This is a genomic window from Tannerella forsythia, assembly GCF_003860135.1.
GTDB classification, from domain to species: domain Bacteria; phylum Bacteroidota; class Bacteroidia; order Bacteroidales; family Tannerellaceae; genus Tannerella; species Tannerella forsythia_A.
In genome coordinates this window covers 1-1764 of record NZ_RQYN01000115.1, presented here as the reverse complement: position 1 = coordinate 1764, position 1764 = coordinate 1, and the positions used below count along the sequence as shown (strand labels likewise).

Annotated in this window: 1 protein-coding gene; it reads right to left on the bottom strand. The window is 53.7% G+C overall.

The features are described from left to right. The coding region (locus EII41_RS13510; RefSeq protein ID WP_148091762.1) for a leucine-rich repeat protein at nucleotides 1-1455 on the bottom strand (1455 nt) is incomplete at its 3' end. Nucleotides 1456-1764 lie beyond the last annotated feature (309 nt).

The window sequence follows — 1764 nt, the reverse complement described above, 5'->3', positions numbered from 1 at the left end:
CCACGATTGATCCGAAGCGGCCGTCCATGCTCCGCTCGCGGTGACGGTGACCGGTTTCGTTTCGCCGGCGGCTACAAAGCTGAGCGTGGCCGGGCTGACGGCGAGAAAGAAGAGCACGCCATCTGTAATGGTTCCGAAGTTTTTCCATACGGCTTCGGCCTGATAGGCCGGCATTTTTCCGGCCGGAACGCGCAGCGTAACGTTCGAGAGGGTAACGCGGTGGAAGACATACGGGGGGATGTCAAGCGGCGTATCCCAGGCTACGGTGACCTCCGTCAGCGCCGTGCAATCCACAAAGGCATAATCCTCGATGGAAGTAACGGCAGCCGGAATAGCGATGCTTTGCAGCGCCGTGCAATCCAGAAAGGCATACTTTCCGATGGTGGTAAGCCCGGCGGGCAGCGTGATGCTTTGCAGTTTGCAATTGCCAAAAGCATTGTTTCCGATTTTCTTTACCTCGGCCGGGACGGTAAAGGCGGTACCCGGTTTCCCTGCGGGGTAGCGGACCAGCTCGGTCTTGGCTTTGTTGTAGAGCACACCGTCGGCAGAGGTGAAACGGGCATTACCGGCATCCACCCCGATGGCCGTCAAAGCCGTGCAGTTGAAGAAAGCAGAACCATCTATATCCGTAAGAGCAGCGGGCAGCGTGATGCTTTCCAGCGCCGTGCAACGGGAAAAGGCATCGTTTCTGATGTGGGTAAGGCTTGCCGGCAGCGTGATGCTTTGCAGCGCCGTGCAATTGTGAAAGGCATACTTTCCGATGGTGGTAAGGCCCTCGGGCAGGGCGATGCTTTGCAGCGTCGTGCAACCGTGAAAGGCATGCTCTCCGATGCTCTCCACTCCTGCCGGCAGCGTAATGCTTTGCAGCTTCGCAGCTGCTTCGAAGGCATATGCTCCGATGTAGGTAACACCGGCCGGGACGCTGAAGGACGTAGCCGCCTTCCCTGCGGGATAGTTCCGGAGGATTGTTTTGGCTTTGTTGTAGAGCACGCCGTCGGTTGCGGTATAACGGGCATTGCCCGGATCTACCTCGAAGGTCGTCAAAGCCGAACATTCGATGAAAGCATAATCGTCTATTTTCGTAAGGACAGCCGGTAGCGTAATGCTTTGCAGCGCCGTGCAACGGGAAAAGCCGTGGGATCCAATTTTAGTAAGCGTAGCCGGCAGCGTGATGCTTTGCAGCTTGCTGCATCGGGTAAAGGCGCTTTGTCCTACGGTGGTTACGCCGTGGCCGATGGTGACGGTTTCGATCTCGTCTTTGAACGTTTGCCAGGGCCGATCGGTGCCCCCCCCATAAGCATAGTCCGGCATCTCCCCCTCTCCGGTGATGGTGAGGGTTTTGGTGCCGGCATTATAGTTCCACGTAAGCGGACCGGCGTTGCCGTTGTTTTGCGCCGCAGCGCCAAGGGCTGTCAACAGCAGCCCCATGATCAAAGTAAAAATTTTCTTTTTCATTGTTTTGTATCATTTAAATATTCGTATTTCAGCGTTCAGCGTTCAGCATTTAACCACAAGTTGCACAAGTTTATGACAAGGAACACAAGTTTTCCTTTGCGTTGATTTGCGCTATTTGTGTTTATTTGCGTTCTGAACATCGTTTTTTGTCATTCGTAATTCTTATTAGCGTTCAGCGTTCAGCATTTAACCACAAGTTGCACTAATTTAATTGTCAATTGTTAATTGTTAATGGTTATGCCGGGTACACGCCAAGCCCCGAAGGGGCGTCTTAATTCAGCCCAATGCGAAGCGTTGGGAAAAAAAGAT